Genomic DNA, 25,991 nt, shown 5'->3' on the forward strand with positions numbered 1-25,991 from the left:
CTTTAAAGGCATTGTGATGACATAAATATAAAAAATTAATAGCTAAATCTTTTATCGTAAGCCGTTTGGATATTAGTCTATATTGAACTTTACTCCGGTCATTTCTTCACTAAGGTGCCAAAGGCGTTTTGCTGAATCTTTATCCAATGAATATTGTTGGACACCGTTCTGATGCAGTTTTGTATGGGTTGGGATTAAAGGATCTGTTGGTAGCAACTCTGCGATATCGTTATCTTCCAGATATACACCGCCTATTTCATCTAATAACGGACTGGTCGCTGCAAAAACCGTAGTCGCAGCACCTTGTGGAATGGTCTTCAATGCAGCCATTATCGCTGGGTGTATATTTCCATTTTCATCTAAAAATCCTAACTTCCTCCATTGTTCCGGGTCTGCATCCCGCCCCAATTCTGTACCTCCGATCGAGCCTGGATGTAAAGAATACGCCCTTATATTAAAATCTTTGGCTCGGTTATCTAGCTCTAAAGTGAAAAGATTGCTTGCCGTTTTTGATTGACCATAAGCCTGAAGAGTTTCATATTCGCGATTTTCAAAATTTGGATCTTCAAAATTGAAGGCAGAATTATGGTGTCCAAGAGAAGATACATTGACAACTCGTGCAGCACCCGCCTGTTTTAATGCGGGCCACAGTCTAGCTGTAAGATGAAATTGCCCTAAATAATTTGTCGCTAGTTGCGATTCAATTCCACGTTGGTCACGCTGCAAAGGGACCCACATAATACCGGCATTGTTGATTAGTAAATGAAGTGGTCTGCCTGATGAAATGAATTTTCTAGCAAATCTGTCAATAGAAGCTGGTTCAATCATATCCACTTCTTCGATTTCGATATTTACTATACCTGCTAAATTTACTTTTGCTTTTTCAACGTTTCTTGCAAGAACGATAACAGTTGCACCGGCAGAAGCGAGCGTTTTGGTAGTTTCAAGTCCGATTCCCGTATTACCTCCCGTTACAATTGCGATTTTATTGCTTAGATCAATTCCTTTAATGACGTCCTCTGAAGTAGATTTTGCTGTGAAGCCAGAACCGATTGGTTTCTGTAATGCTCCTTGATAATTGTTTGCTTTCATTTTAAAAATTTGATTTTGTTAAGACAAAGGTAGGAGGGATTTTGACGCATGGTTTTGTTTAGACGTCCTAACTTACTTTGTTTAAAAGATCAATGAAAAATATAAGGCGAACAACTCATTCAATTGACTTGTACAGGTTTTGAACGATTTTGGGGGATCTAATCTTTTTCTTTTTACTATTGCTGATACCGCTGATAATATGATTCAATGAGGTTTTTGAGCTCATTGAAGTCAAGCGACAACTGATCGGCTGAAATGGCTATTCCATTTTCGAGCAGATGTTGTTGTACTTGTGGAGCGAACTGCTGTATATAATTTTCGGGATTGTGTAGCTTCAAAAAAACAAAATGGACACCATGGGCCATCCCTGTTGAGACGGATTGAATCGCAGTCCATTTTACAGTCCCAACCTTTATTTGTCTATCTGTATTTAAGTTATTTTCTAAACTCAATTATATCCAGCGCTATGACTCCACGAATCATCTGTGATGATCAAAGTATTGATGGGTTAATCTATCCTCGAATCCTTTTCGAGCTTTTTGGTCTGTTTTGCTGAAAAGGTTTTTCCAAAATTGTAGCTGAAACTCAATTTTGCATAGCGCGACTTCAATTTATTCACTGTTTCAATGCTAATCACATTGCCTAAACTGGAAATAGGTGCTTTTTGTAAGTTGAAAATATCCTCAATCGTGAGGGATATATTTAACTTGTCCTGAAGCACTTTTTGCTGTAAACCCGTCGTGATATATCCCGTTGCGCCATATTGCATTTGAAAACTATTTCTTTTCGATGCATAAAAGCCGAGTATTTGAACAGTAGTCTTTGGCAGAATATAGATAAAAGTATTGATCGACCCACTAAAGTTGACAATCCCAGGTAACAAAATATCTTCTGTATTGTTCGATCTGAAAGTTGGGCGTTGTGCTGATAAATATGTACTGACATTCACGCTGCTTCCAAACTTGTTTTGCGACATGACATAACCTCCGATTTGGTTTAGATTATAATCATTATAATAGTTAAACTCTGGACTTCCAACCTCCTCATTATATCTGGAGATATATGTAAACATATTCTTCGAAGAGTTTCCATATAAAGAAAAGATCAGTGAGTGGTTGCTATTCCACTTATGTGAATATTGCAGATCTAGCCTATTCGTAAAATATGGCTTCAAATGTGTGTTACCGTTGGTGAAATAGATAGGATTATTGTTCACCGCAAATGGATTGAGCATACTATACCCGGGACGTTCGATTCTTCTGTTCCCTGATAAAGCAATGCTGTTTTTAAGGTCTTCGAAATCATAACGTATATTAAAGTTGGGAAATAAATTAAGATAGTTGTTTTTAATTTGTTCGTCAGTTAAAACGGCTCGTAATTTATAGTCGAATGATTCTAATCGCAAGCCTAAATCGAAGGAGAAGTGTTTCAATTTGCCATTCAGAGAAGAATAGGCTGCAAGTATATTTTCGTTATAGTGAACCTTATTTTCACTATTTAATTCTCCTGCATCGATAATTTCATCTGTGGCTAGATTCTTAAAGAAGCTTTCTGTATTTGCACGGGCATATTTTGCACCGAATTTTAGATCAATACCCTTTCCAATGTTTGTTTTGTAATCTGTATTGAATGTCCAGATTTCATATGGTCTGGAAGTAATAAAATTTCTGCTATCATTTTCTGAGGAATTTATTTCCGTGTTAGAAAAATCATATGCCTTTCTCCAGAATGAAGTGTTATTCTCATTCGAGTATTTCGCGTAATTCATACCGATCGAAAGCTTGCTTTTCGTTTTAAAATCTTTATCATAAATGAAATCGGCGATATGAAAATTATTGTCTAAAAACATGAAGTCCTGCTGTTTAAGCTGCCTTTGAAATTGATCTTCCCGATTATAGATCGTAGCATCTCTTTCATTAGGAAATTTGCCATAAAAGCTGGCGTACCAATAATTAAAAGAAAGTGTGCTCGTCGAATCAATATTATAAAGTGTATTGGTTTTCATGGAATGTGTTCTTTGGGATCTTTCGCTGGCCTGTTCTTGTCTATAGAGATAACTAGAATCGGGTAAGTAATAGTTTTTTATTAGATCGTTTCGTTTATGTAGGTTTTCACTATATGAAAAATTATAACCCACTGAAATTTCAAACTTACTTTTTTTAAGATTTAAATTGAGCGATTGGTCCGTCCCCCAAAGGGTGGAAACACTTGTACTTACCGACCCAAAGAAGCCCAAATTGGAATTTTTTTTAAGTCTGATATCGAGCACACCTCCATCTCCGGCGGAATCATATGCCGCACCCGGACTTGTAAGCACGTTAACGGACGAGACCTCATTGCTCGGTAGAGATTTCAGGTAGTTCAATAAATCTTGACCACCCAAATTGACTTTCCGACCATTGATCAATACAGTAGCTCCTTTTCCAAGCAATTGTAATTTGCCTTCCATTTCATCAACTGTTAATCCCGGAACCTGCTTGAGCAGTTCTGCTATATTTGTACTATTGCCTAGTATATTGTTTTCCGCATTAAATCTATACCCACCGGTAATAAGTTCTAGGGGAGGTTTTCTGGATGAAACTGCAACCTCCTCAAGCTTATTGTCAATCTTATGAAGCTTTATAGTACCCATATCTATATTGCTCCCGTTGGGTATTACAATTCTTTTTATCTGAAACTGAAAGCCCATATGATTGATTTTTAGGTAAAATGAACGCTGACTATGGGTCAATTGGAAGTCCCCACTTTCATTTGTCACCACTGTTCTGACAGGATTGCTGCCACTTTGATGATCCAGTAAGGATATGGAAACTAAATGAACAGGTTCGTTAGTAATAGAATCAACTACTTTGCCCGTAACAGTAAAGGTTGAATCGATGAATGAAATGATCGTCGTGTTAGACGAAGCATGAGATATAGCGAAAAACAACAGGTATGGGAGAATTAGGGCAATTTTTTTTAACTCTTTCATGTATTTAAGGTTCTTGTGCAAAGCTTGATGACGATTGTTTGTGGTTAGTGACTATAGGTTAGTCGAGCTCACGGAAAAAATGTTGCACGTGTAATAATAAAAACGAACATAACTTTAGAACCTTGGTCTTGTTATAGTTAAAGCAAGTCTCTATCCTCGATGGGTTACAGTTTGCCACTATTAAGGCTATGATGTTGGTTTATTTTTATTCTAAAAAATATTATTTTTAAAATAATTAAAACAAATATGGTATATTTATGTTCTAAATAAAGTGTATGAAATATCAGCTTTTAAAAGAAATCATTGTATTAGTAGAGGAATTTGAACAGGAAAACGTAGACCGAATCTACAGTACTGACGCGGATGGATTTAAACGTTGGGTAGTAACAAAGGAAACCGGTGCTCTAGAAGAACCCAATTGGGACGGTAAGAAAAATGGGCGTAGTCCGGAAAGTGTCATCAGCACGTTAATAGTGCATATGAATAGGTTCGCAAAAAGTTATTCAAAGGCTGCTATTTGGGAATCTGATTTTTCCACACAAGAGGAGTTTATCTATCTTATTACACTACGGTCCTTTGGTGAGATGACAAAAATGGAATTGATCAGAAGGAATATTCATGAAAAACCAGCCGGCATGGCCATTATAAACCGTTTGATCAAACAAGGTTGGATACGTCAACACGATTCAAAACTGGACCGCCGCAGTAAGTTGCTGTACATCACGGAAAATGGCTTGTCGGCATTGGACCGGCAAATGGGAAAAATACGTCATGCGACGCAGATTGTTTCAGGCGATTTGACCTACCACGAAAAAATAACATTGATAAGTTTATTGGATAAACTGAGCAAATTTCATCAATTAATCTATGATAGAAATATTGCACCGGAAAAATTGCTGGAGCAAGTGAAGTTATAATCCACATCGGGATGCGATAGAAATGACAAAAAGCAATAGGATGTGTACATTACTAGTTGCGGTGCCAATAAGTCTATTGGGAATTGCCCAAGTAGTTTAGCTAAAAAAACAAATGAAAAAGAAGGTAGCCGTTATTGGCGCAGGTTTTTCGGGTCTTTCAGCGGCAGCGTATCTTGCTAAAGCAGGGTACGATGTGCATGTTTTTGAGAAACATACGCAGGCCGGTGGAAGGGCGAGACAATTCAGTACGACAGAAGGATTTAAATTTGATATGGGACCGAGCTGGTACTGGATGCCCGATATCATTGAGTCCTTTTTTTCGGATTTTGGATGCAGCACAGCTGATTTTTTTGAGCTTGTATCGCTCAATCCTCAATTTGAAATGATATTTGACTCCGGACAAGTTCGTGTTCCGGAATCCTATCAGCAATTAAAACTATTATTTGAACAGATCGAACCTGGGGCTGGTACGCAGTTAGATCGATTTATGGAAGCTGCAAAATTTAAGTATGAAGTGGGGATGCGGGATTTCGTCAATAAACCCTGTCACAATTGGGGCGAATTTCTCTCTCCAAAAATTGCACTTAGCGCTTTTAAGCTAGATTTGCTTTCCAATTTCCGATCCTATGTTGCCAAATATTTTAAGGACCAACGATTGCGGACATTAATGGAATTTCCGGTCATATTTCTGGGCGCCTCACCCAAGGATATTCCGGCATTATATAGCCTGATGAACTACGGCGGTTACGCACTTGGCACTCATTATCCGAAAGGAGGTTTTTTTCAATTAGTACTGGCGATGCAGCAAGTAGCGGAGAGGCAAGGTGTCACTTTTCATTTCGATCATAATGTTGATACATTAAAAATTGAAAAGAATAAGATCACTTCATTAGGTGTTAATGGCGTAGATTACGCATTTGATCTTGTGGTTGCATCCGCTGATTATCATCATATCGAAACACTACTTACCAAGGATTTAAGAAACTATGATGAAGATTATTGGAAGAGTAGGACCTTTGCCCCTTCGAGTTTGATATATTATCTGGGGATGAAATCCTCCATCCCAAATCTAACACACCACACACTGTTCTTTGAGCATCCGTTGGACGATCATATTGACTGTATATATGGTGAAAAAAAATGGCCCCAAAATCCACTGTTCTATGTATGTTGTCCATCCAAAACGGATCCTCATGTGGCTCCTGCAGGCAGTGAGAACCTCTTCTTGTTGATGCCATTGGCGACAGCTATCTCAGACGATGATGAAACACGTGAAAAATACCTAATTAAGATGTTAGAGCGTTTGGGAAAGCATACTGGTACAAAAAACCTATACGAGCAGATTACATACAAGAGAAGTTACTGCGTAAGCGACTTTATCAGCGATTACAATGCTTACGCTGGAAATGCTTATGGGCTAGCAAATACATTAAAACAGACAGCGGTATGGAAACCCAAGATTAGAAATAAGAAAGTCCATAATCTTTTTTATTCAGGTCAGCTGACAGTTCCTGGTCCCGGAGTACCTCCATCCATCTTATCGGGGAAAATTGTTGCCAAAGAAGCCATTGAATTATATCGTAAAACATAAGACCATGAAAAAGCTATTTGATGAACTCGCTTATGAAGTAAGCAAAAAAACAACTGAAAAGTATAGTACAAGTTTCTCGCTTGGTATATTGGCCCTCAAGCCAAGCATTAGGGCTAGTATTTATGCAATCTATGGCTACGTAAGGTTGGCTGATGAAATAGTCGATAGTTTTCATGGTTATGATAAGCAGCGACTTTTGGCGCGGTTGTACCTCGAGACTAACTGTGCTTTAGAGGAAGGTATCTCATTAAATCCGATATTACAGTCTTTTCAGGAGACGGTGCATAAGTATGCTATCGACATCGAGCTGATCCGACAATTTCTGCATAGCATGGAAATGGATCTGAATAAGGTCGACTATAATTCCGAACGTTATAAAGAATATATTTATGGTTCGGCTGAAGTGGTGGGGCTGATGTGTTTACAGGTTTTTACAGAAGGTAATAGAGAGCGCTATGAGGAGTTAAAACCTTACGCCATGAAACTGGGTTCTGCATTTCAAAAAATAAACTTCTTGCGTGACCTCAAGGACGATTATCAGGTGCTTGGACGTACCTATTTTCCAAACCTGGATATGGCGGTGTTTGACAATGCACTCAAAAGCCAGATTGAGGATGAGATACACAGCGAATTTAAGGAAGCGCTTTTGGGAATCAAAAAATTGCCTGCATCGGCAAAATTTGGCGTTTATCTGGCTTATAAATATTATCTTTCACTATTTGCGAAGATTCGGAAAAAATCCTCCAAAGAAATTTTGGAAAGCAGGATTAGGATACCTAATGCACAAAAAGCCTATGTTGCTTTTAAAAGTTATCTACGTTACAAAGCTGCTTACTTATAAAATAGAGTTATGAATTTTATTACAGTATTGGTCACTTTTATTGCTATGGAGGGCGCCACCTGGCTTATCCATAAATACATTATGCACGGCTTTCTCTGGATATTACATCGCGATCACCATGATCACAGCAATGCGGGGTTTCTGGAAAAGAATGATTACTTTTTTATCATTTTTGCCCTTCCCACGATCGCGTTGATGTATTTCGGGTCGTTAAAGGGGTACAATTATCTGTTTTATATTGGATTGGGAATTATGCTCTACGGTATGGCATATTTCTTTGTGCATGATATATTTATCCATCAACGTTTCAAATGGTTGAGTAAAACGAATAACCGTTACTTTTTGGCGCTTCGTCGCGCCCATAAACAACATCATAAACATTTAGGCAAAGAGGAGGGCGAGTGTTTTGGCTTTTTATATGTTCCAATGAAATACTTTAAAATGTATACTAACAATGAAAAAATATGATGCAATATACTTATTCGCTTATCTTATTTTTTACGGTCATAATCTGTTTTGTCGCATCCTTCGACAAGCGGCTTCGATTCGATCGTGAGTTCACCCCATTTTTAAAGGCATCAGCGCTTGTTGCTGTTTTTTTTATAGCTTGGGATGTCTGGTTTACCAGTAAAGGAGTGTGGTGGTTTGATACAAGATATACCTTGGGACTGGCTATAGCAGGACTACCATTGGAAGAATGGCTATTCTTTATCTTCATCCCTTTTTCATGTATTTTTACCTATTTCTGCATCGATAAATTTTTTAGATTACAATCGCTATCGGCCTTCAATAATATTGTTGTCTTTGTAAGTTTCATTATATGTGCTGTTGTTGCCCTTCGATATGCTGACAGAATCTATACCGTAGTTACCGCTGCTGTGACTATGGTGACATTGGTGCTTTTTCACTTTGTATTTCGGATACAATGGATTACGCAGGCCTCTTTAGTCTTCACTTTGCTGATGCTGGGCTTTTTACCTGTCAACGGCATACTTACCGGAACAGGATTGGAGTCCCCTATTGTCAATTACAATCCAATGGAATTTATGGGGATCAGGGTACTTACGATTCCGGTTGAAGATGCAGTGTACGGATACACTCAGTTTTTGTGGGTTCTTTACTTTTTCAAAAAGTTTCAAAGTATGCCCCTAAAATCCAATCTATAAAGTGGATGCATTTGGACAGCTCAAATAAGCTCAGATATTCGCTGCTTTATTATTTACTTTATCGACTCTCACTTTGAATCAACAATATCTTGTAAGGCTCTAAATAAATTTAATGGATATTCGGCTAATCTGTTGCAAAGGTAGAGATACCATTCATGACCATATACAAAATACAGCTTCGTAGGATAACCCTCAGCTTTTAATTTGACCAACTGCTCTGTTTGGATGCCAAATAAACTTTCAAACTCATAAGATTCCTTTTTAGGATTTAGTTGTTCAATTAGTTTTTTTACTTCCTGCTGAATTTCATGATGGTGTGTTGCAATGGAACATAAGTGGCCTTTCGAAAACAACCTTTCAACATAATATAGATACTGTTCATTAAGCTCCTCTCCCCGTGGTATGGATAAACCTTTGGCTGTTTCAAAAGCCCCTTTTACTATCCTAATACGCCCCCTTTCTTTGCACATGGCCTCAAAGTCATCTGCCGTTCGATAGAGATATGCCTGTAGCGTAATGGAAAGATTGGAGAATTCTTTTGACGCTTTCTGATAGAGTTTTAAGATTCTATCTGTTCTTTCTGTCCCTTCGGCACTGATGATTACTTCCTTTCCCTTTGCTATTTCGCATATTTTGGAAAGGTTTTCATAACATAGGCCTTCTGAGATCTCTAGTCCAATATGTGAAAGGTCGAGCGAGACTGTTGAATTGAGGTCCTTTTGATTTATTACATGACAGATCTTTAGAAATTCATCTGTGGCTTTATCCGCTTCCTCAATAGATCGCGTACTTTCCCCCATATACTCCATCGAACACTTAAAACCTTCATTCGTTGAAATTCGTACCTTTTCTACGGTTTCGGTAAGGTTTTCACCGCCGATATAACGTTCGGCGGCTTTCTTCATGAATCGATAAAGTACCTCATTATTCAAAACATACGCTTTGGCATCTTCATTTAATGCAGCTTTCCTTAGTGCTGCAGCACCAGCTATTAGTAACTGTTCCATTTTGCAATTTTAAAATTAGCAACACAAAATACGTAAATTAAATTTTTTGCTTATTGTTTTACCCAATAAAAAGTTTTTGAAAAGATGCCTTTATGGGCCACAATTTTCAACTTTTTTCCCTGCAGGTACATTTCGCAATTACCTTTTTGGCCAGTATCATGGTTTTCCACAGTCCCCTTCCATTCATTTTTTTCAAAACGCACATTGTAGAGGGTTGGACGTCCTTTGGGATCGAGACCAGAAAATTTTCCGTTGCTGTAAGTGATGGTGATAATGAAGCCTTCCTCGGTTTTCCATTTACCTGCAAAATTATCATTGGAGGATTGAGCAACACTCATTATTGCAATGAAGATGATGACAAGGGATGACAGTATTTTTTTCATATGTAATGATTTCATACTGCAAAGCAAATTAAAATAATCTGCAGTGTTTTTAATATATCTTAAAAAATGAAATCGTCTACCTGCCCGCGCGTATCACGCTTAGTGTTTGTTGGGTAATACCCAGATAGGAGGCAATATGTCCCAAGGAGGCTCTTAGCAATATGCCAGGAAATTTGTCGAGCATATTTTTATAGCGTTGCTCGGCAGTTTGAAATTGTAATGCAAGAGTTTTTTCGGATAGCATACTAATCACTTGCAGCGATACCTGCAGCCGGAAGTCCTTAAAAGCAGGGATGCTATTACAGAGTGCGTCGAGTTTGCTATAGGGGATAGCACGCAAACAAGCTTCTTCCAATACCTGTTTACCATAGGGGTGGGGGCGGTCAAAAAAAACACTTTCAAAAGATACCAGGAAATTATTCTCGTCGAAAAAATAATGGGTAATATCCTTTCCATCTAAATTATAAAAAGCGCGTAATAATCCTTTTTCAATAAAATAAACATTTTGACGGTGATTGTCTGGATGTGCCAGTACAGTACCTTTCGCAAAAATTTGTTTACTAAAAGCTCTGTCGATAGCATCGCATTCGGCGCTGTTCAATTTTATGTGTCTAAGTAGATAAGATAAGAGTTCCATTTACTTCAAATATAGAAAAATGCAATAGGCTACCCATAATTCCTTTTCAAATTTAATTCGAATACTTTCCAAGTCCATTAGGCAATAAATGGATTAATTTCACCATTGGCAAAAGAGTGTGAAATGTATGCCCAAGATTGAATTTTTTAATACCTAATGGATTGTGCAGCAAGTTGCTTTAAGTAGGAGATAGTATCTGGTATAAGAAATGATATTTCAGCCCTTACTAAGCTTTCTATTTTGTAGCAATCCTGTAACGATTGATGTCAGTAATCAATTCAGGCCTATTGCTGTTTAAAATGGATTTAGAAATTTTTTAGACGGACCCAAATTAAGGTTTTGAGCTTTAATACCGCAAAATAATATCTGTTTTTTTCTTGTTTTTATTCATAAGATATTTGATATTTTATGAATAAAAACAAGAAAATTAGTGACTTAACTCAACTCAACGAAGACCTGGAAAACTATTTTAGCAATACCATTATCCCACAGTTATTCGTTGATGCGAACTTAATTTTAAGAAAGTTCACTCCACCAGCAATGAAGCAGTTTGATCTTAAATCTGAATTCATAGGAATGCCGCTAGAGGATATAAGAGAAAATTTTAGATTTCCGACCTTTATCAGTAATATAAACACGGTGATAGCGACAGGTAAAATCTTGGAGAAAGAAATACAGACTACAGATTTTAAGTGGTACCAGATGAATATACTCCCTTATCATGTTCGTAATGAGAACCGGACGAATGGAGTCATTATTACATTTGTGGATATTACGCCAAGAGTAAAGGATCTTAAAGAACAAGAACGGCTTGTTCTGGAACATGAGTTGCTGCTCGATACAATAGCCCATGATATCAAAAATCCATTATTGGTGCTCAAACTAACATTTGGGTTAATGAAGGAATTTAAGGATAAAAATTCAGCGAAATTCTTGCCCTTAATGCAAAATCATGAGAAAAGTTTGGTAGAAATAAAAAAAATAATAGATGATCTGACCGAAAGTCGTTGGGAAAAGCAGAAGTATCAGGCATCAACTGAACTGATCGATCTTCCAAATATTCTAGAAGACGTGCGGTTGAGTTTAGCACCGTAGCTGATAGAGACCGATGCAATCATCCGACAGGATTTAAAAGTTTCGGAATTTACTTTCGTACGACGTAAGCTGCGTAGTGTGCTCTATAATCTGATGAATAATGCGATTAAATATACACCAGAGTCACAGTCTCCGGAAATTCAAGTGCGATCTTTCAAGGAAGATGGCTATGTCGTTATTTCTGTAAAGGATAATGGGATAGGCATGGGGCCAGAAGTGCGGCAGACGATTTTTGAGAAATTTAAACGCGCAACCAAAATGGTCGATGGATCTGGCGTAGGTCTATATTTGGTCAATACGATTGTGACACAAGTTGGTGGGAAGATTGACTTAATAAGTGAGCCTGGGCAAGGAACAGAAATAAAGATCTTTTTGAAGCAAGATTAGATTTGAGCTTCGGAAATGATTGATTTAATTGATCATGTTGAATTTGTTCGTAGATTAGAGGAGAAACACCAAAATAGCAGTAGTAAAAGATCAACAGTTTTAATATGGATGCCACAAATCATGAAAGCAGACGAACAGACATACCGTAGTTACAGGCTTCCCATTGCAAGCGAATTTGAAACGGTGTTTTCTCATTTTTATTTTGCAGAGAACAATTCAGTAACTGCCCTAACGAAAACATTGTTGCCGTCCTTTCAGACTATTATGGTGTTCAACTTTGGTACAATAGTCCGATTGGTTTCTGATGCCAAAAATGAAATCGAGGTGGACAAATGCATCGTACTAGGTCCCTTAAAATCTGCCTTTGAATACACACTTCTCCCCGGATCACAAATTTTAGTGGTTAATTTCAAGGGCGATGCGTTTTATCGTTTTTTTGGAAAGGCATTTCTTTCAGACCATTTGCCAATAAACCCAGATGAAGTTATGGGTGAAAATTGTTTTGGCTACCTGTGGCATCAGTTGAACGGTATGACAAGTGTATCAGACCGAGTAAACTGCATTCTCGATTTTTGCAGACCCTATTTAAAATCACAACATAGCACCGCGGCTTTATTGGCTAATTTTAAAGACAGTTCACGCAATCCAGTCAAGACCATTGCCGAAGAAACCGGGCAAACTGAAAGAAATGTGCAATTGACGCAAAAAAAGCATTTTGGCTATAGCTCCAAAGAGCTTAGTCGATACCAGCGTTTTGTAAAAGCAATTGAACTGATACAGCATGTTCTTTTATCATCGAAAAAAGTGGACTGGTTTGAAATTATAGCTGAATGTGGATATTACGACCAAAGCCAGCTTATCCGGGATTTTAAGCATTTTATCAACCTTTCCCCAAGAAATTTTGTGCGATTTCAGCAAGATATCTGCCGGGCTTCAGGAGAATAGCCTTTTCGTTTTCTTACAATTTTTCCGTTTGCTTTCAGGCTACTTTTGTTTTATTCAATTACTTAAAACAAAAAAAATGAAACATCTTATTATTTATGCCCATCCAAATACGGCAAGTTTAAATCACTTATTTAAGCAAACCATTGAAGAAACACTCCTGCAACAAAAGAACGAAGTTGTAGTCAGGGATCTGTATCAGCTTAATTTCGAACCTGTGCTGTCCCTTGAAGATATGGACGGACAACGCAGGGGCATCGTAAGCGAAGCAATTAGAAAGGAACAGCAACATATTGCCTGGGCTGAAGCTGTTACCTTTATTTATCCGATATGGTGGACAGGTATGCCGGCTATGATGAAAGGATATATCGATAGGGTATTCAGCTACGGATTTGCCTATAGGTACGATAATGGAGTACAAAAAGGACTGTTGGCCGGTAAGACCGCCTACATTATCAATTCACATGGAAAATCCAAGGCTGAATATCAGGAAATAGAAATGGATAAGGCGCTAATACTGACCTCCGACAGAGGTATCTATACCTATTGTGGCTTCGATGTGAAGTGCCATTTATTCTTTGACCGTGCCGACCGTGCAGCAGCAGAAACAATAGAAGCATGGAAAATGGAAATCGTTGATGCTTATTCCTTGGTTAGATAAAGTCCTTTTACCAAGAAGTTAATTTCAGCTATATTAACTTCTTGGGAGGACGGAAGTGATCTTGGTCGGATATGCTATCAACTTTTTTGTTCATTTATTTTCTTGTTATTCTAACCATCCCAGCTCCGGTTAATTCGTAAAAACCAATACGACTTGAATGCACAGGTTTATATGATGATTTAACTTTTTGTTCTACGCTTATTTTGGTTAATACTTCCCTGGAAAAGCCTAAAAGCCTCATTTGTGCCCGGAGCAGATCACTGCCCTCCAATCGGAAAGTGACTGAATCTTTGCCGGCTCGAAAGTTTAAAATTGGGTAATTTATAAAAACTATTCCACCCCAATTGTCCACTTTAAAATACTGTCGTGGTATGATACCAAAGGCTAGTCCGGCGCCATATACTTCCTGGCCGACTTCACCGCTTTTCTCCCAGCCATCATGTATGTCTTCAAGTGGAATCCATAGGTCTTTTTGTAGCTCACCCGTTTTGGTTTTTTCGGCAATCATTTCTGTCGGGAGTAGCGGAGGGTAATAGTAGGCGAGTCGGCCCGCAGCATACTTGATAAATTCCGGGATCAATATTTTTAGCGATGGAAGAATAGCCATTCCTGCTGCCACCTCAAGATAATGATGCAGGGCAGCAAATACTTCCAGCTCTTCGTATGCCGCGGTATAGGGGGCATCTTTCAAGGGAAAAACAGAAAAAAAATAAGGAAAGTTTTTGCCGTAACCATAATTGCAGTCCCACAATTGACAGTTTTTAAATATGCCGGCGAGGCAGCAATAGCTTAGTTTTAGGTAATGCTCATCGTCGGTCACCTTATACATCTCCAAAAAGGCCCCCGCAGCAAATGCCGTATTGTTGGCCTGATAAAATATATCAAAGGCCAGACCGTCTAAACTTTTAAGTGCCCTGCTTGCTTCCAGAAAAAATCGTTTTTCTTTGGTCAGCTGCCAGGCCAGGAGCATAACGTGTGCATATGACCCTGGGACATCTTTTTCACCGCCTTTACCCGGAGCCGTTTCGGCTTTTAATACCTCCAAGGTGGTCATCTTATAAAAGACAGGCCATTGATAGTTAAAATGTTTGGCAACCTTTATCGCATAATCTATCGAATCCAAAAATAGTTTTTCAGCCATCTTGTCGCCTCGCAATGCAAGCCTGACGAGGTTTAACAAGGGGTGATGTAGATACCAGGAGTCCATTACCATCTCACTCTTTTGCTCTTCGGAATGATCCAAGTCATCTTTTAACGAAGGGTGCCACCTGACTAAACTCTTTATAGACTTATCATAAAATGAGGTGAGTCCATCGGAGAGCTCCTGCAACAAAGGGTGATGTTCTCCGGTCCAGGTAAGATACTCATGCAATGGGAGTATGACGGCAAGCTGCACCATGATTTCTGCAGGCGTTTTGTAGTCGCCCACATAAGCATTCAGATAAGGACTGCCGTCTGTTTGTGTCCAGCAACCTTTGTTGTTCGAAATATTATCCAGGATCTTTTCAGCCGACTGCAGCCAATTATGTTGGCTGGCTTCAGGCTTAGGAAGGAGGAGGTATATTGATGCCAGTGAATCGAGGTAACTTTCAACGACCTCGACGTCACTTTCGGGAATATTTTCATCGAGCTGTACAAAAGCATCCGAAATGATATATTCTTTATTGGCAGGCAATGGTTTTTCAGCGTTTACAGGAAACTGGAACCCCAGTTCTGGCCATTCACCGCCGACAGTTTCCCGGAGTGATACTTCTGTTTCCTGGCAATAGGGAGACATGGCTGTGAGATTCTGAAAATAGAACACCGAACCGGCTTTTGGCTTTGTCATAATAAAATAAAGCTGTCCTGACCGGCATCCTACCTGTTTGGCATGTATTTTTCCCACTGTATTTTCAGTATTTCCATCTTTAGTCAAGGGAACAATATCGCGGGGCCAAAACGGGATAAGAAGCGGTAATTTCGTTCGCAAGGTCGTGGTATAACGAAAGGTGGCGCGCAGACTTTCGGGAAAGAAGACAATGATTCGATAATAGGCTAACCTAGTAGAAGCAGTGATCAGGATCTCATCGGGAGCTTCGGAGATCGTCACCTTTTCAAACCTGCTATTCATCCCAAAGGCCAGTCTAAAGGCTATGCTAGCGCCAGTTGGCCAGATAACCACGAGCCAAATCGAATCGCCTGCATTATGAATTTTGAGTCTGTATGTTTTTAGGTCTATTTCAAAAATAGACGTAGAATCTGCTATATCAGTCTGGACCGTTGCTGTCCAAGGAGTGACGGGATTTATGATCATGCTAATTTCTTAACCGTATAATGTGCTTGTCTCCTTATAGGAAGAGAAGCAAGGTAACAATCGTTTTAACAATTGATGTTTATGGTACAACTACGGTGAAAACGTGTTTGTCCTGTTTTTCAATTAGGCTGATGAAAGGAATAACTAAGCTTTGAAGAAAATAAAGTGATTGTGGCTAGGGATAGGATGTGTTTTGCCAAAGATACCTCAATGGACGATTGCACAGGTATAATAAATGCCCGGATTGCCGGGCATTTATTAACTTATGACGCTGACTCGTTTACTGACGAGACGGCTATTTCTGTGAGTAATGTATCGGTTTGCTTTTCCTCATCAAGTGTTTGTTGAAGCAATTGCTCGGCTTCAGTATGGTTCATTAATTTTGCAAATGTGACAAGGCAACCATAGCTGGCGATTTCATAATGTTCAACTTTTTGGGCTGCAGAAATGAGTGCGGCATCTAGTGCTGGATCGCCTTCAAAATTTTCGATGATTTCATCAGCTTCCTCCAGCAGACCTTCCATAGCTTTACATTTTTTCCCGCGGGCAGCAATGCCCAACGCTCCAAATACTTCTTTAAGCCGCTCGATTTGTCCTTCAGTTTGGCTGTGGTGCTCCTCAAATGCTTGTTTTAATTGTTCGTCTTCTGCGGCTTTGCTCATTTTCTTTAAACCTTTTAAGAGCTGTTTCTCCGCGCCTAAAATATCTTTTAATTCGTCTACAAATAACTCATGTAAATGCTCGTTTGGCATTTGTTGCTGATTTTGATTCGATTTTGCCATAATTCTTTTTAGAGATGGACATGAGTCAGAAGAAGATCGTTTTTAAAAATTCTTAATTTTGATTTCCGTTTTGTCAAATCGGTAGTACAATTATTGGAAAAGGTCTAGAACGTTTTGCCGGGGATCAACTATTTCAAATTTTTTTAATTGTGCTGGTAATTGTGCTGGATCATACCATTCTATTTCTTGGTGTGGTCACTAATAGTATGCGATCGTCCTTCATGCGATAGCGATGGTCTGCTATAGTGATGATCTTCTAAAACAAAGCAGGCCTGAGAATGGTTTTTTTAGCAAGAATCCTGATTGCTATATGCATATTGAATTTGGCCATTGCAAATAAATAGAACAGTCAAGAGAATTTAGATAAGGTACCGCGTATGAAAAGAAGAAAATTTATAGTGCAAACAGGCCTTGCAGGATCGGGCTTAATCTTTAGCGCAGCGGCACCTAATATTTTGGTAAGAACAATTAAAGAACATAGTATGGTAAAACCTGATAATTTAAGCAAACACAGACGTTTTCGCTCCAATAATAAAGCCGGGTTTGGTGGCGTGGCATTAGGGAATGGCTTTCAGCAAAACGCAGATCTAGAATGTCTCCAAGCAGTAGAAGCAGCTTGGAATGCTGGGATACGATTATTTGATACTTCCCCATGGTACGGATTGGGCATCAGCGAACGCAGAATGGGCTTGTTTTTAAAAGATCAGCCACGCGACAGCTTTACCCTTTCCACTAAAGTAGGACGACTCTTAGAACCTAAAGAGGACTTTACTATGGAACAGTTGTTATGGAAGGGTAAAATGAATTTTCGTTATCAATACGATTACAGTGCTGCCGGTGTGAGAAAAAGCGTAGAGGATAGCTTACAGCGCATGGGCTTATCATCTATAGATATCGTATATATTCATGATCTTTCACCCGACAATGGTGATATGAAAGACAGCTATGGAAGTTACTTTGAGCAAGCGGCGAAAGGAGCGATGCCCGAGCTGACTAAAATGAGAGAAGAAGGCATAATAAAAGGATGGGGGCTAGGTGTCAATACCATCGAACCAATTTTGCAAACATTGGACGTGGCAGATCCCGATATTTTTCTTTCAGCCTGCCAATATTCGTTGATTAAACATGATGACGATTTGAATAAGGTTTTCCCAAAGATCGCTGAGAGAGGGTTGTCGATTGTTGTAGGCGCACCACTGTGTGCTGGATTTCTGTCAGGCAGGAACCGCTACCTGTATGATGGGACGTTTCCTGCTGGGGTTAAAGAAAAGTTGAATGCTTTACAAAGGGTGGCGAACGATCATGCTGTAGACCTGCGGACAGCTGCATTGCAATTCGCTGCAGCACCAGACGAGGTTTCAGGGGTGATACCCGGAGCACATACCGTAAAGCAGGCCATTCAAAATGCGGAATCTTTCAAGACTAAAATTTCCGCCGATTTTTGGGAAGAATTAAAACATGAAAAATTAATTGCGGCAAATGCTCCCCTACCAAAAGCATAGCATTTAAAATCGTACCTTAAATAAATTGGCTTGCCGTATCGAATTTGAATAACAGTATCTAAATATGAATAGACAAATTACACAAAACAGCATAAAAGACAATACATTCTTTTGGTATAGCTATATTAAATGGTTCAATGGATACGACGAAATAAACGAGATCAACATTGACGAAGCATTAGAAGTTATCGGCATTGACAAAGAAAAATTAGCGGAATGGGAAGAACGATTTTTTTCGCTAGATGACTTTGGAGAAGTTTCAAAATTTATCGAAGGAAAATTAGATGGAGATACGACCTTCTTAATTGAATTTCAAGATCATGAAATTAGATTTTTTCTTAACGACATTTACTTTGGGAAGTTAGGTGGGCATTTTGAAGCTTGGTTTCTAACTTGGGATGAACTGTTATCACTTCAACAGTTTGAACTATTATTTCTGCTTATGTTACCAATGACAGCAATTGAAAGAGAGCAAAGAGACCATGCGAAGCAGATTATATATAACCATTTAAAGACAGTACCACAGTTTGAACAAAGTGCGGAATATATTTCTAGATGTATATCAAACGGACTTTTAATTGACGAGGTCTTTTTTGAGCTTGATGAAGTGGGTACAGTAAACAATCAAAATCATAGTGTTCGAAATATTCGAAAATATCCAAGATATAAAGAAAACGTAATTGAATTGAATAAAATTTTAAAAAAAAATTGCAATAAAAAACTCGGCTCGTTATAGTTACGCCAGACCCGCGGCTCATTAAATTCTGGTGCGATCTTTCAAAGAAAATGGCTATGTTGTTATTGCTGAAAAGCTCTTTGATACTTTGCCCAATAAAAAGTGCTTTGAAAAATTCCTTACTGCACCCCGATTATGACAAAAGTGTCTGCAAAGATTAGCGATAAATAAATTTTAAAGATGAAAACATTAATTTGGAAGGGCATTGTCTACAATTCCCTTGAATATTTTAAACTTACACAAGAGGGAGGCTTTTTTTTAGTCGATTCCAACATTATTGGGTATTATGAAGATAAAATCTATACCCTCGAATATCATTTGAAGATTGATGAGCATTGGAATGTTCAACGTCTTGATTTTGAATATGAAGTGAATGGCGTTAATAAAAGAATAAAAGGAAATAAAACTGAAAATAATTGGGAAATAAACGGATCAGTTAAAAACGATTTTCAGGGTATTGACTATATTGATATTTCCCTTACACCATTTACCAATACGCTTCCCATCAATAATTTGAATCTTGACATGGGGGAAAGTAAGGGTATCAAAGTGCTCTATTTTGATATCCTAAATGACGAGATAAAATCAGTTCATCAGAACTATTCGAAAACGAACATGTTAACCTTTCAATACAAGAATATTCCGAAAGATTTTGAGGCCGATCTTGAAGTAGATGATTTGGGTTTAGTGGTCAATTATCCGGGATTATTTACCAAGACAGCCGAAATTTAGTAAGCATCTTCCGGAGCTCCGAAGAACTTCCATTTATGGTTCCGGCGTTGCAGCCAAAGGAAAAGGCGAAATCGTGATGAAGTTTCTAAAAACAATATTCCTTTTATTGCTGTCTTAGCTATGTAACATAAACAGAGCACAATGAATTTTGATATGATTAAATGTGAGGACCTCGGCCAGGCCATACATATACCGAACACGACGGACGACCATCAGGAAGAAACCTGGTTTGTAAAATTTGGCGAGGAAATAATAGGTGTTGGACTTTTTCCAAAACAAAGCTCGAGCTGCGTTTTGGCAATCGTTGGCGATAGCTATGACGACAAGAAAATACTGGGCGACATTGATGCACATGATAAAGTGATTATTGAAGGATTGAATATCGCTTTTGAAGGCTACTTAAGATCCATCCGCGGTGATGTAGTCATCGGCGAAAAGCAAGTAGATGATTTCTCGCACAATAATCAAAAGTTGGATTAATACCCTATAAAAAAACTGCTCAACTGTTGAGGCAGTTTTTTTTATCCTTAGCGAAGTACGCTTGTGCGGCTTTCATTTCCAGAGCAATGGTATTTCTAGGACGGACGTAACCAAGGTCCTGCAGGAGATAGACCTTAAGGAGTTGTTTTATAGGTAGCTTTGCTTATGCCGACACATCTATCGCCCTACAATGAACAAGGTGTTCCGGTTGGCAGAGCCAGATTTGACAATCTATGGCTGTTATTAGGCTCCTGGCATACCATTGGCGCATTATTGGGAAATATGTTAAAGGGAATTTATTTTTCGCTGACATCTGCAGAAGGTGCGTATATTAGAATCGCGATAGTTAATATACCAAAATAAAAAGACCTCTTCGAATTGTACTATTATTCGAAGAGGTCTTTTGTGGATAGCTTACACTATAAATCAATATTATGAACAAATTTCTTTTCTTTCTAATTCTATGTTTTTTTGCGTTATCATCGCGTGCGAACATTCGGTTACCGAGTATTCTGGCCAACAATATGGTGCTACAGCAACAATCGTTGTCCCAAATATGGGGGTGGTCCAAGCCGGGTGAAAAAGTCCGAATTACCACATCATGGGACAATAAGACCGTGGAGGTAACAGCAGATGGAAATGCTAAATGGCAAACGTCAGTTCATACTCCGAAAGCTGGAGGACCCTATACGATTGTATTTGAAGGAGAAAATAAAATTGTTCTTGACAGTGTATTTATTGGTGAAGTGTGGGTTTGCAGTGGGCAGTCCAATATGGAATGGAACTATTACAATGGTATTTCCAGTATTAAAGATGAGTTTTCACAACTTGACAAGCTTAATATTAGATTATTTCAAGTGACTAAGACAACTGCACAAACGGTACAAGATAATAATGAAGGAAATTGGATGGTTTGTGACAGCAATGCCCTGAAAAATTTCAGTGCAGTTGCCTATTATTTTGGAAAAGTCCTCAACAAAGAATTGAATGTTCCGATTGGTTTGATTAGTAGCAACTGGGGCGGTACCCCAGCCGAGGTATGGACCCCTGCAGAACTGATTGAAAATAATAGCATTTTAAAAGATGCGGCATCTCAAAAGAAATCTACATCATGGTGGCCGATTGCACCAGGCTATGCCTATAATGCAATGATCGCACCGTTTACTAATTTTAATATTGCTGGCGCGATATGGTATCAAGGAGAAAGCAATGTTGAAACAGCTTCGAGTTATACCCAATTAATGGAGACCATGATTGCATCCTGGCGGAAGTCTTGGCATAAAAATTTCCCTTTCTATTATGTACAGATTGCGCCAAATAGGTATTCCAACCATCATGTAGGAGCCCTACTCCGAGAAGCACAGACTAAGACTCTCGCAACAGAAAATACAGGTATGGTTGTCATTTCAGATTTGGTCAACGATACATTGAATATCCATCCGACAAATAAAAAAGACGTTGGTTTACGTCTTGCAAACTATGCTTTGTCGGAAACTTATGGCCTAAGTATAGGTAATTATAAAAGCCCAATGTACAAGTCATTTGTCGTGCAGAATAATCAAATTGTGGTTGATTTTGACCATGCTGAATCCGGTCTGACAATAAAAGGAAACGAAGGTAAGGAAATTTTTATTTCGGGAGTCGATAAGATATTTTATCCTGCCATTGTAAAAGTAAAGGGTCAGCAGATGATTGTTTCAAATAAGCAGGTAAAAAATCCAGTGGCTGTTCGGTACCAATTTAGTAATACGGGGATTGGCAATTTATTTAGTAAAGAAGGCTTACCTGTCGCTCCTTTTAGAACTGATACTTGGCCTGTTGATACGAGCAAAATTAAATAGCGTTTTGGTATGATAAATATGAATACAGTTAATTTGTTTGTTTCCATTTATTGTTGCCCCCAATTTGGTGGATATCCCATTCCATTTTGCCCTAAAAAGATGATAAAAGGTTTTTTGTTATCTTTCCAAATATATACTTGCGCGGCATAGTTCATTGTAAATCCAGTGTCAATGTCTGGGTTAATGGGAAATGTAACAATATAGTATTCTCTATTGTCTTCGGTTTCCTTCCAAAGATTAGTTGGATCATTTTTAATTTCTGTTTTCCAATTTGGAGGAAGTGGAAGAGCTTTATTCAATTTTACCTTGGGCTCAATATAGTCTCTATACATCTCCTGAAATTGTGGTTGCTGGTAAACTTTTCTAGCTATACCGATTATTTCAGTATCTTGTGCCAAAGATAATAGCGGAATAATCATTATTAGTAACAGACTGTAATATTTCATTTTCATATATTTTCTTTTTAATTTGGAAGAGTCCCAATATCCGCCAATCGAAAAGTTTCACCATATATCCCAGCTTTAGGAACTTTATCGATCGCGTTGGTTTATTCTATCACCAAGAAACTTCCAAAGGTTGAATTTGGATTTCTTCTTAATTCCCTCAATATGCTTTCCGAATATTTTTTCTAAATTCGGGTCGTATTTAATCTCAACTTTCTCTCTATCTGCGACAACAGTGCCAGTGTGGCCAGGAACAGTAGAAGGGATCTCTTCAAATTTTCCTAGTGCGGTCATTTTATTTATTATTCTTAAACCGTCGGCATATTCTACAAATAGGGGAATTGGAAGAGGCCTATAGCCTGGTGACGACAGGATAAATTTCATAAAAAAATATGGATCTAAATCGCCAAACTCGAGTCCGAAGGCAAGAGGAACCTCAATACATTGTCCCGTTGTCAAATGTTGAAAACCGCAGTGAAAACCATGGATGAAATATCTCCATTCAGCAACTGTTCCTATCTGTCGATCGTCTCGTTTTAACTCGTTAAATGTATCAAGTGGAAAATCCTTGTTTAAGTTTAATTCAAGTTTGTCGACCAATAGAAATACTAATTGCTCACCTAGTTTCCTGTAATCTTTCGCACATTGTTCGAAAAAGTCCTGTTGGTCTTCAATCTCTTGATCTGTAATAAGCTTTACAATGTTTAGTTCAGGTTCGATCGTATGGGTCAAAACTTGGAAACCTGAAAGTGCATGTTCGAGGTAGTGTCCGACTTGTTCCCGCTGTTTATTCGTCTTTCCTTCAAAAATAATCTTTAAAGCTATTTCCCTTGAAATGGATTTAATTTCATCTACTGTCGGAATTTGGTCAATTGACTTAATCGTGATTATATCTGTTGTTCTGTTCAATGCAATTCGTTTTAAATCGATCAGTTATGGCTATTTTTTATTCGTTTTTCCATGTCTACTGCCCATTGTTGCTATTCACCTTGTTGAGAAAATACGGTCATTCATCTCGAATGCCAAGCGTTTTAAGTAGATTTTTTTGAGGTTATTCGTAAACAAAATCATCATTCTTAAAGGTCTTTTTGTGATACTGCCGAGCTATTTCGGCAAAGCGGTTATTTCTTTTATCACTGCCCAAAAAGCCACCGACACTTTTTACATTAGTATTTTCAAATACAGGTATGAAATTTTCGGCATTTTGATTTCCGTTCCAAATAATGAATTCTTGTAGATTTGGAGCATTTTTTAAGGAAGATAGGTCAGATAATCCTTTCATATCTTCGAGTGAAATCCGTCTCAGTGATTTATTGCTAGATAGATCTGGGAAGACAGTTACCTGTTTCAGCGATTGGAGAAACAGATTTTGGAGTGTTGGTAACGCTGAAATGAATGATAGATCCGAAAGTCCACGTACTTGCCAAAGTTCTAGGTATTTAATAGATGGTAAGGTTTTTAGTGCCTCAAAGCTTTTTATTCCCCCCAACTTAATATCGACGGACCACAGGTATTTTAAGCCATTAAGATAATCAATGTTGGGAGTCGAGATCGAGCGGAGAACAATTTTTTTGAGGTCCTTTAGTTTGTTGATTGCATTGATTCCCTTTTGGTGTCCTTCAAGATAGAGGTATTCTAGGTTTTTGAATCTTTCAATACAGTCAATTTGCGGCTTCTTGGATCTGGTGCGATATAAGGATAATTCTTTTAGATGAGGATTGATCTTTTCTAAAAAATCAAAATTATCCAAATTTAAAATACCCACAGCTAGCATTTCTAAGTTTTTGAGCTGGGCGATAGTATTAATTCCTGTAGCGTCGATCAGACAATCTATTGAAACCCTTCTTAGAGAAGGGATACGCTTCAGAAAAGTTAAGTCACAAGCTGTAGCATAATGTCCAAAAATCCGTAATGCAATATCTGGCCTTTGGGAGAAGAAGATCCTTTCCAATACATCTATTTCCTTATTCGATAAAGGATCGGAAAATTGGATGGATTTTGTATTGATATCCTTTGCAAGAGCCTTTAAATCTGCCTCTTCAAAACCTGTTGAAATACTGTAATGTCCTGAATCTCTATTTATACTGTGTATGCTCATCATAAAAGGTTTGACAACTAAACATAGCAAAAAATTGTTGAATATAAACTGTTTTCGCGCACATATTAACGTGAAAATTGATATAGATTGGGAAGGATCTTTGAATGAGGGACAATTCGGTATTTCTTCAGATTATCGCGAAATACAAAACTGATCTGGGGATGATGTTGTGCCGAAAAAAGTGCGCCATCTCCGAATACCACAATTTTTCCTATTTTTAAGATATGCTGTTTAAAAAAAATGCCCGTAAAAAGAAGGTAAACGTTGTCGACGAAATTCGAAATGCTAAAGCCGAATTCTTTTGCGCTATTTAAATCGCTCAGTAAAGATTGTATATGCAAAATATTAAAAAATGAGATCAAAGATTTTAAGACCTATTTTATTTGTTGCCGTCAGTAGTGCGCTGCTGCTGGCATGCCAGTCTCCGTCCATAAAAGATAAAATTGAAAATGATGAGGTTATCGGTTTCCGTTCTGATGATGAAGCAATGAACGCAGCTATAGTAAAGGCGAAAAACTCACTCAACCAGTTTGTACAGGCTGTTGAAAAACCGCAAGAAGGGTATGAAGCATTTGCACTTAAAATAGCATATAATACTCCTGATAAAAGTTTAGAGCATATTTGGGTCGGCGATATCAGCTATCAAAATGGTCAATTTACCGGCGTTGTCTCTAACAGTCCGGTCTCTACAAAAGAGGTCGCTCTAGGCGATACCGTGGTGATTGATAAACAGAACATATCAGATTGGATGTATTTAGATAAGGGGATATTACGTGGAGGTTATACGATCCGAGCCATGCGTGATCAACTGTCAGGATCGGAAAAGGAAGAATTTAATAAATCGATCGATTTTGTTATAGAAGACTAGGAGTATTTTTACTGGTTAAAAGCATTTCCATATCCTAAACTTTTGCAATATTGTTTCATAAATGAGAGCTTTATTAATTATAGATATGCAATTGGGGAGTTTTAGACCCTATGAGCTACGGCATGATACCTTCGCTGTTATTGATCGGAATTATTAATATGAGTTAAAGTATAGCATAATATATCGTTAAATGCGAGTCTACATTTAAAGAACTAAGAAATGACTAGCGGAAAAATAAAGAGAAAGATTAGTTTACCTCAATCTGAATTATTTAAAAACGATGTAGCGATAGATTTGGATGGTATTTATCTTGATCTACATAATGATTACGACTGTGTTAGATTAGCATATAACGCAGCATCCGGTGAATTTCGTCTTAATTTTAAACGTATCGACCTCGAAACTGATCTTAATTATGATCTAGTTGAGTTAGTGTTCATAGATACTGTTATGGAGACTTGTAAGTACCCCATTTTTCCGACAGCTGGGATTGGACTTTTCTAATTTACGTTACTAATTGATTTAT

Annotated in this window: 27 protein-coding genes; 16 read left to right on the plus strand and 11 right to left on the minus strand. The window is 38.1% G+C overall.

Annotated features, from left to right (window positions below; all coding sequences use genetic code 11):
• Nucleotides 1–72 precede the first annotated feature (72 nt).
• The 3 genes from BGP15_RS19015 to BGP15_RS19025 all read right to left on the minus strand — a co-directional run bounded on the left by BGP15_RS19015 (nt 73) and on the right by BGP15_RS19025 (nt 4,063).
• Nucleotides 73–1,092 carry an SDR family NAD(P)-dependent oxidoreductase gene (locus BGP15_RS19015; RefSeq protein WP_286770504.1) on the minus strand — a complete coding sequence of 340 codons (1,020 nt, stop codon included), beginning with the start codon at nt 1,090–1,092 and terminating at the stop codon, nt 73–75.
• Nucleotides 1,093–1,268: 176 nt separating this feature from the next.
• Nucleotides 1,269–1,544 (minus strand): hypothetical protein, encoded by a 276-nt coding sequence (locus BGP15_RS19020; RefSeq protein WP_286770505.1) that lies wholly within the window; start codon nt 1,542–1,544, stop codon nt 1,269–1,271.
• 56 nt (nt 1,545–1,600) lie between these two features.
• Complete coding sequence (locus BGP15_RS19025) at nt 1,601–4,063, minus strand: TonB-dependent receptor (RefSeq protein WP_286770506.1); 2,463 nt, start codon at nt 4,061–4,063, stop codon at nt 1,601–1,603.
• Between the two features lie 275 nt (nt 4,064–4,338).
• On the opposite strand from BGP15_RS19025, the gene BGP15_RS19030 reads away from it, so the two are divergent.
• The 5 genes from BGP15_RS19030 to BGP15_RS19050 all read left to right on the plus strand — a co-directional run bounded on the left by BGP15_RS19030 (nt 4,339) and on the right by BGP15_RS19050 (nt 8,578).
• On the plus strand, nt 4,339–4,980 hold the full coding sequence (locus BGP15_RS19030) for a MarR family winged helix-turn-helix transcriptional regulator (protein WP_286770507.1): 642 nt from the start codon (nt 4,339–4,341) through the stop codon (nt 4,978–4,980).
• 112 nt (nt 4,981–5,092) lie between these two features.
• Nucleotides 5,093–6,571: a bifunctional phytoene desaturase/3,4-desaturase gene (crtID, locus tag BGP15_RS19035; RefSeq protein WP_286770508.1), complete on the plus strand. Its 1,479-nt coding sequence runs from the start codon at nt 5,093–5,095 to the stop codon at nt 6,569–6,571.
• Between the two features lie 4 nt (nt 6,572–6,575).
• Complete coding sequence (locus BGP15_RS19040; protein WP_046675142.1) at nt 6,576–7,412, plus strand: phytoene/squalene synthase family protein; 837 nt, start codon at nt 6,576–6,578, stop codon at nt 7,410–7,412.
• 9 nt (nt 7,413–7,421) lie between these two features.
• Nucleotides 7,422–7,880 (plus strand): sterol desaturase family protein, encoded by a 459-nt coding sequence (locus BGP15_RS19045; protein WP_115050190.1) that lies wholly within the window; start codon nt 7,422–7,424, stop codon nt 7,878–7,880.
• Nucleotides 7,877–8,578 carry a lycopene cyclase domain-containing protein gene (locus BGP15_RS19050; RefSeq protein WP_286770509.1) on the plus strand — a complete coding sequence of 234 codons (702 nt, stop codon included), beginning with the start codon at nt 7,877–7,879 and terminating at the stop codon, nt 8,576–8,578. Before BGP15_RS19045 ends, BGP15_RS19050 begins: the two co-directional genes overlap by 4 nt.
• A 68-nt stretch (nt 8,579–8,646) precedes the next feature.
• Here the strand turns inward: BGP15_RS19050 and BGP15_RS19055 are convergent, their stop codons facing one another.
• The 3 genes from BGP15_RS19055 to BGP15_RS19065 all read right to left on the minus strand — a co-directional run bounded on the left by BGP15_RS19055 (nt 8,647) and on the right by BGP15_RS19065 (nt 10,605).
• Nucleotides 8,647–9,585, minus strand: a complete 939-nt coding sequence (locus BGP15_RS19055) for a proline dehydrogenase family protein (protein ID WP_286770510.1) — start codon at nt 9,583–9,585, stop codon at nt 8,647–8,649.
• Between the two features lie 50 nt (nt 9,586–9,635).
• Nucleotides 9,636–9,968: a DUF2147 domain-containing protein gene (locus BGP15_RS19060; RefSeq protein WP_286770511.1), complete on the minus strand. Its 333-nt coding sequence runs from the start codon at nt 9,966–9,968 to the stop codon at nt 9,636–9,638.
• Nucleotides 9,969–10,044: 76 nt separating this feature from the next.
• Nucleotides 10,045–10,605 (minus strand): Crp/Fnr family transcriptional regulator, encoded by a 561-nt coding sequence (locus BGP15_RS19065; RefSeq protein WP_286770512.1) that lies wholly within the window; start codon nt 10,603–10,605, stop codon nt 10,045–10,047.
• Between the two features lie 408 nt (nt 10,606–11,013).
• Between BGP15_RS19065 and BGP15_RS19070 the strand changes: the two genes are divergently transcribed.
• The 4 genes from BGP15_RS19070 (at nt 11,014) to BGP15_RS19085 (ending at nt 13,690) form a co-directional block, all read left to right on the plus strand.
• The gene (locus tag BGP15_RS19070) at nt 11,014–11,700 is read left to right on the plus strand and encodes a PAS domain-containing protein (protein ID WP_286770513.1); all 687 of its coding nucleotides are present in this window, start codon (nt 11,014–11,016) and stop codon (nt 11,698–11,700) included.
• A gap of 69 nt (nt 11,701–11,769) precedes the next feature.
• The gene (locus BGP15_RS19075) at nt 11,770–12,087 is read left to right on the plus strand and encodes a sensor histidine kinase (protein WP_286770526.1); all 318 of its coding nucleotides are present in this window, start codon (nt 11,770–11,772) and stop codon (nt 12,085–12,087) included.
• Nucleotides 12,088–12,102: 15 nt separating this feature from the next.
• On the plus strand, nt 12,103–13,032 hold the full coding sequence (locus BGP15_RS19080) for a helix-turn-helix domain-containing protein (RefSeq protein WP_286770514.1): 930 nt from the start codon (nt 12,103–12,105) through the stop codon (nt 13,030–13,032).
• 76 nt (nt 13,033–13,108) lie between these two features.
• Nucleotides 13,109–13,690, plus strand: coding sequence for an NAD(P)H-dependent oxidoreductase (locus BGP15_RS19085; RefSeq protein WP_046675161.1), 582 nt, complete (start codon nt 13,109–13,111; stop codon nt 13,688–13,690).
• Between the two features lie 94 nt (nt 13,691–13,784).
• Here BGP15_RS19085 and BGP15_RS19090 read toward each other — a convergent pair whose 3' ends face one another.
• The gene (locus BGP15_RS19090; RefSeq protein ID WP_286770515.1) at nt 13,785–15,983 is read right to left on the minus strand and encodes a hypothetical protein; all 2,199 of its coding nucleotides are present in this window, start codon (nt 15,981–15,983) and stop codon (nt 13,785–13,787) included.
• Nucleotides 15,984–16,246: 263 nt separating this feature from the next.
• Nucleotides 16,247–16,765 carry a YciE/YciF ferroxidase family protein gene (locus BGP15_RS19095; protein WP_112375903.1) on the minus strand — a complete coding sequence of 173 codons (519 nt, stop codon included), beginning with the start codon at nt 16,763–16,765 and terminating at the stop codon, nt 16,247–16,249.
• 377 nt (nt 16,766–17,142) lie between these two features.
• On the opposite strand from BGP15_RS19095, the gene BGP15_RS19100 reads away from it, so the two are divergent.
• From BGP15_RS19100 to BGP15_RS19125, 6 genes are all read left to right on the plus strand, one after another.
• Nucleotides 17,143–18,267, plus strand: a complete 1,125-nt coding sequence (locus BGP15_RS19100; protein WP_286770516.1) for an aldo/keto reductase — start codon at nt 17,143–17,145, stop codon at nt 18,265–18,267.
• Nucleotides 18,268–18,331: 64 nt separating this feature from the next.
• Entirely contained in the window at nt 18,332–19,003 is a 672-nt protein-coding gene (locus BGP15_RS19105) for an Imm19 family immunity protein (protein WP_286770517.1), read from the plus strand.
• Nucleotides 19,004–19,183: 180 nt separating this feature from the next.
• A complete protein-coding gene (locus BGP15_RS19110; RefSeq protein WP_286770518.1) occupies nt 19,184–19,735 on the plus strand; it encodes a putative glycolipid-binding domain-containing protein in 552 nt (183 codons plus the stop codon).
• Nucleotides 19,736–19,876: 141 nt separating this feature from the next.
• Nucleotides 19,877–20,215, plus strand: a complete 339-nt coding sequence (locus BGP15_RS19115; protein ID WP_286770519.1) for a hypothetical protein — start codon at nt 19,877–19,879, stop codon at nt 20,213–20,215.
• Nucleotides 20,216–20,380: 165 nt separating this feature from the next.
• Nucleotides 20,381–20,578: a hypothetical protein gene (locus BGP15_RS19120; RefSeq protein WP_286770520.1), complete on the plus strand. Its 198-nt coding sequence runs from the start codon at nt 20,381–20,383 to the stop codon at nt 20,576–20,578.
• 71 nt (nt 20,579–20,649) lie between these two features.
• Entirely contained in the window at nt 20,650–22,056 is a 1,407-nt protein-coding gene (locus BGP15_RS19125; protein WP_286770521.1) for a sialate O-acetylesterase, read from the plus strand.
• Nucleotides 22,057–22,103: 47 nt separating this feature from the next.
• Here the strand turns inward: BGP15_RS19125 and BGP15_RS19130 are convergent, their stop codons facing one another.
• From BGP15_RS19130 to BGP15_RS19140, 3 genes are all read right to left on the minus strand, one after another.
• Nucleotides 22,104–22,508, minus strand: coding sequence for a hypothetical protein (locus BGP15_RS19130; RefSeq protein WP_286770522.1), 405 nt, complete (start codon nt 22,506–22,508; stop codon nt 22,104–22,106).
• 78 nt (nt 22,509–22,586) lie between these two features.
• Entirely contained in the window at nt 22,587–23,408 is an 822-nt protein-coding gene (locus tag BGP15_RS19135) for a DUF6896 domain-containing protein (protein WP_286770523.1), read from the minus strand.
• A gap of 142 nt (nt 23,409–23,550) precedes the next feature.
• Complete coding sequence (locus tag BGP15_RS19140; protein WP_286770524.1) at nt 23,551–24,600, minus strand: leucine-rich repeat domain-containing protein; 1,050 nt, start codon at nt 24,598–24,600, stop codon at nt 23,551–23,553.
• A 349-nt stretch (nt 24,601–24,949) separates the two neighbouring features.
• Here BGP15_RS19140 and BGP15_RS19145 point away from each other — a divergent pair, with 349 nt between their 5' ends.
• Nucleotides 24,950–25,465: a YegJ family protein gene (locus BGP15_RS19145; RefSeq protein ID WP_286770525.1), complete on the plus strand. Its 516-nt coding sequence runs from the start codon at nt 24,950–24,952 to the stop codon at nt 25,463–25,465.
• Nucleotides 25,466–25,991 lie beyond the last annotated feature (526 nt).

The organism is Sphingobacterium sp. 40-24, assembly GCF_001899705.1.
In the GTDB taxonomy this organism is placed as follows: Bacteria; Bacteroidota; Bacteroidia; order Sphingobacteriales; family Sphingobacteriaceae; genus Sphingobacterium; species Sphingobacterium multivorum.

What these genes read in the sequence shown, in the direction of transcription:
- BGP15_RS19015 (WP_286770504.1), bottom strand. Translation starts at nt 1,092, where the DNA reads ATGAAAGCAAACAATTATCAAGGAGCATTACAGAAACCAATCGGTTCT.
- BGP15_RS19025 (WP_286770506.1), bottom strand. Translation starts at nt 4,063, where the DNA reads ATGAAAGAGTTAAAAAAAATTGCCCTAATTCTCCCATACCTGTTGTTT.
- BGP15_RS19030 (WP_286770507.1), top strand. Translation starts at nt 4,339, where the DNA reads ATGAAATATCAGCTTTTAAAAGAAATCATTGTATTAGTAGAGGAATTT.
- crtID (WP_286770508.1), top strand. Translation starts at nt 5,093, where the DNA reads ATGAAAAAGAAGGTAGCCGTTATTGGCGCAGGTTTTTCGGGTCTTTCA.
- BGP15_RS19040 (WP_046675142.1), top strand. Translation starts at nt 6,576, where the DNA reads ATGAAAAAGCTATTTGATGAACTCGCTTATGAAGTAAGCAAAAAAACA.
- BGP15_RS19045 (WP_115050190.1), top strand. Translation starts at nt 7,422, where the DNA reads ATGAATTTTATTACAGTATTGGTCACTTTTATTGCTATGGAGGGCGCC.
- BGP15_RS19050 (WP_286770509.1), top strand. Translation starts at nt 7,877, where the DNA reads ATGATGCAATATACTTATTCGCTTATCTTATTTTTTACGGTCATAATC.
- BGP15_RS19055 (WP_286770510.1), bottom strand. Translation starts at nt 9,585, where the DNA reads ATGGAACAGTTACTAATAGCTGGTGCTGCAGCACTAAGGAAAGCTGCA.
- BGP15_RS19060 (WP_286770511.1), bottom strand. Translation starts at nt 9,968, where the DNA reads ATGAAAAAAATACTGTCATCCCTTGTCATCATCTTCATTGCAATAATG.
- BGP15_RS19065 (WP_286770512.1), bottom strand. Translation starts at nt 10,605, where the DNA reads ATGGAACTCTTATCTTATCTACTTAGACACATAAAATTGAACAGCGCC.
- BGP15_RS19070 (WP_286770513.1), top strand. Translation starts at nt 11,014, where the DNA reads ATGAATAAAAACAAGAAAATTAGTGACTTAACTCAACTCAACGAAGAC.
- BGP15_RS19080 (WP_286770514.1), top strand. Translation starts at nt 12,103, where the DNA reads ATGATTGATTTAATTGATCATGTTGAATTTGTTCGTAGATTAGAGGAG.
- BGP15_RS19085 (WP_046675161.1), top strand. Translation starts at nt 13,109, where the DNA reads ATGAAACATCTTATTATTTATGCCCATCCAAATACGGCAAGTTTAAAT.
- BGP15_RS19090 (WP_286770515.1), bottom strand. Translation starts at nt 15,983, where the DNA reads ATGATCATAAATCCCGTCACTCCTTGGACAGCAACGGTCCAGACTGAT.
- BGP15_RS19095 (WP_112375903.1), bottom strand. Translation starts at nt 16,765, where the DNA reads ATGGCAAAATCGAATCAAAATCAGCAACAAATGCCAAACGAGCATTTA.
- BGP15_RS19100 (WP_286770516.1), top strand. Translation starts at nt 17,143, where the DNA reads ATGAAAAGAAGAAAATTTATAGTGCAAACAGGCCTTGCAGGATCGGGC.
- BGP15_RS19105 (WP_286770517.1), top strand. Translation starts at nt 18,332, where the DNA reads ATGAATAGACAAATTACACAAAACAGCATAAAAGACAATACATTCTTT.
- BGP15_RS19110 (WP_286770518.1), top strand. Translation starts at nt 19,184, where the DNA reads ATGAAAACATTAATTTGGAAGGGCATTGTCTACAATTCCCTTGAATAT.
- BGP15_RS19115 (WP_286770519.1), top strand. Translation starts at nt 19,877, where the DNA reads ATGAATTTTGATATGATTAAATGTGAGGACCTCGGCCAGGCCATACAT.
- BGP15_RS19120 (WP_286770520.1), top strand. Translation starts at nt 20,381, where the DNA reads ATGCCGACACATCTATCGCCCTACAATGAACAAGGTGTTCCGGTTGGC.
- BGP15_RS19125 (WP_286770521.1), top strand. Translation starts at nt 20,650, where the DNA reads ATGAACAAATTTCTTTTCTTTCTAATTCTATGTTTTTTTGCGTTATCA.
- BGP15_RS19130 (WP_286770522.1), bottom strand. Translation starts at nt 22,508, where the DNA reads ATGAAAATGAAATATTACAGTCTGTTACTAATAATGATTATTCCGCTA.
- BGP15_RS19140 (WP_286770524.1), bottom strand. Translation starts at nt 24,600, where the DNA reads ATGATGAGCATACACAGTATAAATAGAGATTCAGGACATTACAGTATT.
- BGP15_RS19145 (WP_286770525.1), top strand. Translation starts at nt 24,950, where the DNA reads ATGAGATCAAAGATTTTAAGACCTATTTTATTTGTTGCCGTCAGTAGT.